5 protein-coding genes are annotated in these 6,800 nt (G+C 42.2%); 4 read left to right on the top strand and 1 reads right to left on the bottom strand.

The window, feature by feature from the left end; genetic code table 11:
• Positions 1-390 precede the first annotated feature (390 nt).
• A complete protein-coding gene (locus tag NIES208_RS15545) occupies positions 391-657 on the bottom strand; it encodes a GlsB/YeaQ/YmgE family stress response membrane protein (RefSeq protein ID WP_075893899.1) in 267 nt (88 codons plus the stop codon).
• A 402-nt stretch (positions 658-1,059) separates the two neighbouring features.
• Between NIES208_RS15545 and NIES208_RS19740 the strand changes: the two genes are divergently transcribed.
• The 4 genes from NIES208_RS19740 (at position 1,060) to c2c8 (ending at position 6,527) form a co-directional block, all read left to right on the top strand.
• The gene (locus NIES208_RS19740; protein ID WP_282956503.1) at positions 1,060-1,188 is read left to right on the top strand and encodes a hypothetical protein; all 129 of its coding nucleotides are present in this window, start codon (positions 1,060-1,062) and stop codon (positions 1,186-1,188) included.
• A 35-nt stretch (positions 1,189-1,223) separates the two neighbouring features.
• Positions 1,224-4,322 carry a protein kinase domain-containing protein gene (locus tag NIES208_RS15540; RefSeq protein WP_075893896.1) on the top strand — a complete coding sequence of 1,033 codons (3,099 nt, stop codon included), beginning with the start codon at positions 1,224-1,226 and terminating at the stop codon, positions 4,320-4,322.
• Positions 4,323-4,364: 42 nt separating this feature from the next.
• The gene (locus NIES208_RS15535; RefSeq protein WP_075893895.1) at positions 4,365-4,955 is read left to right on the top strand and encodes a Uma2 family endonuclease; all 591 of its coding nucleotides are present in this window, start codon (positions 4,365-4,367) and stop codon (positions 4,953-4,955) included.
• Positions 4,956-5,084: 129 nt separating this feature from the next.
• Positions 5,085-6,527: a type V CRISPR-associated protein C2c8 gene (gene c2c8, locus NIES208_RS15530; RefSeq protein ID WP_075893894.1), complete on the top strand. Its 1,443-nt coding sequence runs from the start codon at positions 5,085-5,087 to the stop codon at positions 6,525-6,527.
• The last annotated feature ends 273 nt before the right edge of the window (positions 6,528-6,800 follow it).

Here is a 6,800-nt window from a genome sequence, read left to right as displayed (position 1 = left end):
TAATTTCTATCAAACCCTCTCCTCCTACTTTTTTCCAGTTTTGTCCTGTACTGAGGTTGTAATCGACAAAAACTGTCTGCAATGTCATTGGTGCAATAAAAAAGGCGATCGCCACCATCATGACAGAATCGCCCCCTAAAAACCATCTACTCTAATTGTTCTAAAAATGACTGATTATCCAACAGAGTAAAACATAGTTATGTCAAAATCTGCTTTTTAAAAGTTAAGACGATAGTCCAGCTTTAAAAATAAATTTGGTGACTGTTGTTTTAATAAATATTCCTGACATACCGGCTACCTTTTTTCATGTTTTCCCAATTTGATTAAACTGATCTTGAGACGGCTTCGTTCAATTTGTTTGATATTTTTTAGGATGGAAAAATAAGCAATCTAAGCTTCTTTATTAATAAGACCCCAGAGAAAGATTGCTAACATTGCACCAAGAACTGCCACAAATAAGCCGGGAATACTGAGGGATGCTCCTGCTAGAGAAAACTGTCCGCTCTGTAAAAATGTTACGACTGTGCCCCCAAGGAAAGCACCGATAATACCGAGGAATGTGGTCGCGAAAACACCGCCGCCTTGGTGTCCGGGGTAAATGGCTTTGGCGATCGCCCCGGCTAATAAACCCAAAATAATCCAAGCAATTATATTAATCATATTGTTACCTTTTTACTAATTGTGATGGTTTCCGAGAAGTATCTTTGCTTATTTGAAAAGTTTTCACACATTTGATCTATACTCTGTTTGTATAAATCGGTGATTTATTTTTTGAAGGCCTATACTGTTGAGACAGACTCTCGAAAAAGTCGCTTTTTTCCAATTAACTACCAACAATATTAGTAAATTTAGTCTTTTTATTCTTGGCTCAATCGACACATTTTTGTCTCAGTCACTTGATGCATATTTCTTTTTTCTTACTCTCTCTAAAGGACTGGATTACGGAAGGGAAGAGGCTCTTTCTTTAGTTAGAGATTTTGATTTATATTTCTTTACAAATATCTAAAAGTGATTGGTTTGCAGTGGTTTTCGTGGGATGTCTAGGTAGTAGTCAGTGGTGTGAAGTATGTTTTTTCATGTAATCATCTCGCGCAATCACAACGTCGCGATCGCCGAACTCGGATGGTGCTTTTCGGAGAAGGTTTCAGTATTGGTAACGTCGCGGGAACGGGGGCGATCGCCTTTTAGGATGAAGCCAGAACGATAGCAATCTGTGACGAACCATGTCTGAGTTTAGCCTCTGCCCTAACCCGCAATGTACGAATCCCCAAAATGATTTAACTACGATTGATTGCCAAAATTGCGGCGAAAATCTTCTTTTAGAGGGACGATATCGGCTGATCGAATTATTGGGGCAAGGGGGATTTGGGCGGACGTTTAAGGCGATTGATCAAGAGCATCCCCAGCAAAAATGTTGCGCGATTAAGCAGTTTTTACCGCAGCAGGTGCAGGCTAAGGAGAAAGCCATTGAGCTATTCGAGCAGGAAGCAAAACGACTACAAAGTCTCGGTAATCACAACCAAATTCCAACGCTCTACGGTTATTTTCAGGCTGGCGATCGCCAATATCTAGTCCAAGAATTTATCGATGGTAAAAACCTCGCCCAAGAATTAAAAGAAATGGGCAAATTTACGGCGGCAGATATTACTCATTTATTAAAGGAATTATTGCCCGTATTGCGGATGATCCATCGCCACCAAGTGATCCATCGTGATATTAAACCGGAAAATATTATTCGCCGCACTCCCACCAACGCAGTAGAAAAATCAACGTTAGTTTTAGTAGATTTCGGCGCATCAAAACATGCCACGGAAACGACTTTAGGTAAAACGGGAACGGTTATCGGTTCCGCCGCATTTATCGCGCCAGAACAGGTGCGGGGCAAGGCAACTTTTGCGAGCGATCTCTATAGTCTCGGAGTTACTTGCATCCATCTCCTCACGGCGATCGCCCCCTTTGATTTACTCGACACGGGCGACAACAAATGGGTCTGGCAGGATTTTGTCGATAAGAAATTTGACCCGAAATTAACAGGCATTCTCAACAAGCTTCTCGAACCGGCAACCAACCGTCGTTATCAACGTGCCGATGATGTTTTAGAAGATCTTCATGCCCCCGCTAAACGGAAAAAGTCTCCCGTAAAAAAGGCGATCGCCGCCTCATTATTGCTGGGGTTAAGTGTGGTGGGCTGTAATGCTTTGCTAGAACCGATTCGCCAAAAACTAAATCCGTCCGTCGTTCTTCAAAATCCTAATCAGCCCGATACCCAGCCCGTTTACGGAGGTTTGTACGCCACCATTGACGGCGAGGAGCAAAATTTAACCCTCAAAAATACCGACGTTGATGCGAAAGTATCGGGAAATATTGCCGAGGTAGAAGTCGTCCAAACCTTTGCCAACCCCTACGATAAACCCCTCGAAGCAATCTACAAATTTCCGTTGCCTGATGATGCGGCAGTGGACGATATGGAAATCAAAATTGGCGACGAAACCATTCGTGGTGTGATTAAACGCGCCGAAGAAGCGGAAGCCATTTACGAAGAGGCCAAAGATGATGGCAAAACAGCAGCCCTGCTCGAACAAGAACGGGACAATATTTTCACGCAATCATTGGCAAATATTTTGCCCGGCGAAGAAATTGAAGTGACCATTCGCTACAGCAATAGCCTGAAATTTGAAGGGGAAGATTACGAATTTATTTTCCCGATGGTGGTGGCTCCCCGTTACGGTGATGGCAATATTCAAGCCTCAAGTATTGGCGGTTTAGCTCAACAAAAAAATGTACCCCAAAGCCGTTCAGGTCAGGATATTAATGTCAATCTAGAAATTGATGCAGGCGTTCCGATCCAGAATTTAACGTCGCCCACCCACGAAATAAAAACCCAAGCTCTGAGTGGCAGTACAGCCATTTCTTTGGCAAATAATGATGAAATTCCCAATAAAGATTTAATTGTTCGCTATCAAGTGACAGGCAAAGAAACCCAATCGACAATGCTCGCTCAGGCTGATCAACGGGGCGGACATTTTGCGACCTATTTAATCCCGGCAGTGGAGTACCAAACCGAAGAAGTTGTCCCAAAAGATGTGGTTTTCTTGATGGATACTTCCGGTTCCCAAAGAGGCGCGGCGATCGCCCAATCAAAAGCTTTAATGCAACACTTTATTCAGGGTTTAAATCCGCAAGATACTTTTACGATTATTGATTTTTCTAGTGTGACCAAAAAACTATCTGAGCAACCTTTAGCTAACACGGAGGAGAATCGTAAAAAGGCACTTAATTATGTAAGTGAAATCAATGCTGGTGGTGGTACGGAGTTAATGAATGGCATTAATGAAGTGGTCAATTTTCCAGAGACCGAGGATGGCAGATTACGGACGATTGTGTTGCTCACTGATGGTCTCATTGGCGATGACCGCACCATTGTCGGCATGATCGAAAATCAATTAAAACCCGGCAATCGTATTTTTACGTTTGGGGTTGGTCACTCCACCAATCACTTTTTAATTAATCGTTTAGCGGAAGTGGGTCGGGGCGAATCGGAGATTATTCCGGAGCAGGATGACCCGCAGGAAGTTGTGGCAGAATTTTTTGAAGAAATTGAAAATCCAGTGCTCACAAACGTTGAAGTGAGTTGGGTTGGTGGTGGCGATCGCCCCGAAATTTATCCAGAGCATATGCCCGATCTCTATGACAATCAACCACTAGTGATCCACGGCAGAAAAGGCGATCGCCAAAACGGTCAGCTAAAAATTACAGGCACAATGGCAGGCGGTAAACCCTACGAAAAAGTCTTTGATGTCAACTTCGATCAAGTGCAAGGTAATGGGGCGATCGCCCAGCTATGGGGTCGGGCAAAAATCAAAGAATACATGAACGATATGTATTGGATGGAGACCACCGAAGGCGTAAATACCGTGACCGAAACGGCATTGGATTATCGCCTAGTTTCCGACTACACATCCTTTGTGGCAGTGAGCGATGAAGTGCGAGTCAATCCTGATGCTCAAACCTTTACCGAGGAAGTCCCCCTCGAAACACCGGAAGGCTTGGAATTAGAAACCACAGCATCACCCAATATCGCAGGAGATGTCGCAGCAGAATCAGCAGTGACTCAACCAATCACCTACCAAGCCCCAATACCGACTTCAGCACCTATCGCGAAAAATGTTGCACCGAGTCAATCCAGCCAGAGCAATAGCCAAGATGTGCCAGAGCCGAGCCATATTATTGGTAATCTCATCGTGCTAATTACTCTTGGATTTTTCTTCTGGAAACGCCGTCAAGCGAAAAAACTAGAGCAAACGCAAGAAGCTAAAGGATAGTGAATACAATAAAGAAGCAAGATATTTGTGTTCTAAAAGTCGATGATCGCTGAACCTAAATTCCCACCCCAAAATCTCACTGCCGACGAATATCACGCGTGGGAAGAACAACAGGAGTTTAAGTATGAGTACATTGACGGCGAAATTATTGCGATGACAGGGGGATCTCTGGATCACAATGACATTGCTTTAAATCTCTATCGAATGCTTTATCCTCACTTAAAAAAACGAGGGTGTCGTATTAATGTGGCTGATGCAAAAGTTCAGGGCAAGGCAAATCGACGCTACTTTTACCCAGATCTAGTAATCAGTTGTCATCCAGAAGATAAACGCTCAAAAAAATGGATTCAATATCCCTCAACTATTGTTGAAGTACTTTCACCGAGTACTGCCAACTATGACAAAGGTAGGAAACTAAAACTCTATCGCCAAATTCCCAGCTTAAATGAATATATTTTGCTAGATTCTAGAAGAATTTCCGTAGAACTTTTTCAACGGCAGGAAGGCAAAATATGGGGCTATAGCGATTATGGAAAAGACGAATCTTTGACTATTCCTAGTCTAGAATTCATCTGTGCGGTGAACGATATTTATGAAGACATTATCTTAGAACTAGAAGAACTTGAAACTTAGGCGATCGCCTCTACTTGTTCATATAATATTGCTCTAGAGTTTGTTAAAAACACTAATAATAATGGCTCGTCATTAGTAAATTGCAATGTATTTTGTCAAACAAAAATGAAACGATTGAACTAAAATTCCATGAGCACCGATAATTTTGACGTAAAGTTATTAGAATTCAAGCTTTACCCCACATCATCACAGCAAGAACAACTAGAAAACTGGCTTAGAGCACAGCAGCAAATCTGGAATATTGGTTTATCTTTGCTACTCGAATTTGAGACTTTTGCCGCCTACAACAAAATCGATAAAGGGATTGCCCCCTGTTGTCCTTTACCTTGGGATTACATTTGGCGACCGATCACCTCCAACCAAGATTGGCGATCGCCTCACATCTTAGAATCTCTCCCAAATAAAGACCCACTACGAAAAAAATACATTCCTGTCCCCATCGCCAAAGTTGGGACAAAACGTCGCCCAAACTCATCCTGTCCCCTTCCTCGACAGTACAAAAAACCACAACTCGACCAAGATTCCGAATACTCCTTAGTCAAATGGTGTGGCTATCAAAAATTACCCAAACAAAATCCTCCAAATGGCGCATACATTGATGTAGCACTCATTACCTCTTGTCCCCAAAAACATATGACAGGGACATTGAAAATTTTGGCAACAGCATGGAAAGAATATAAAAAAGGCAAGCGAAAAAGACCTCGTTTTAAAGGCCATCGTAATCCAATGCAATCCACCACAAATTATCAAAGTGGCGACGCAAAACTTGTCGGTGGCGACTATCTAAAGTTACCCAAACTAGGTACAGTCAAAGCCAAAGGATTAGAGCACCGTTGGGCTAAAAGCACTAGCAATGTACGTAACTACATCATTAAAAAAGAACCCTCCGGATGGTACATCTTTCTCTGTGGACGTTTCCCAAAAGAAGCGATCAAAACATCAAACATATCAGCCGGCTTAGATGCAGGCGTAAAACATTTACTCACCGATGATGTCGGCAATCACATCGAAAATCCAGAACCACTCAAGAAAAATCTCATAAAACTTAAACGCTTACAACAAAAAGCTTCTCGTCAATTTCATATGAATAATGGGAAAACCCAAAACTGGGAAAAAACCCAAGCAAAAATCAAAAAACTCCACGAAAAAATTCGTCGCCAGCGCAAAGCATATGCCCACAAAATTTCGACTTTTGCAACTGAAAAATTTGGAGAAATTTATGTAGAAGATCTACAGCATCAAAATATGCGAAAACGCTCAAAGCCAATAGAGCGCAAAGATGGCAAAGGTTATGAACACAATAAACAATCCCAGAAAAAAGGTCTCAACCGAGCTTTATCTGATACTGGCATGGGTCAGCTCATCACCATGATCGAAGAAAAAGCAGCAGCAAAAGGGAGAGTATTTAAGCGGATCGACCCTAAATACACCAGCCAAACTTGCTCACAATGTGGTCATGTCGATGCAAAAAATAGAAAGAGTCAATCGGACTTTACCTGTGTGAAATGTGGTCACAGTGAAAATGCCGATGTCAATGCAGCGAAAAATATCAAACAGAAAGGCAAATTGTAATAAAATATATATTGCGATTAATCGCCTACCTGACTTTGATCGGGAACGTTAAGTCTGTGGAGATAAGATTTTGATCCTGTCTATGAAGCAGAAAGAAAAATTACATTTCATCTGGATAGGATCTATCCACAGTCCCCCTTTTTCGGGATTTTTGCCGAACCCCTAGCGAGACTTTCTAAAACACCTCTACGATCCGCATTCTTACGTTAGCGGAGCACCTAGAAAATTCAATATTCGCTAGGTTTGCCAAAAGTAGTCTACAAAGCCTTACGG

Source organism: [Limnothrix rosea] IAM M-220 (assembly GCF_001904615.1).
Lineage (GTDB): Bacteria > Cyanobacteriota > Cyanobacteriia > Cyanobacteriales > MRBY01 > MRBY01.
This window is presented reverse-complemented; position numbering and strand designations above follow the sequence as displayed.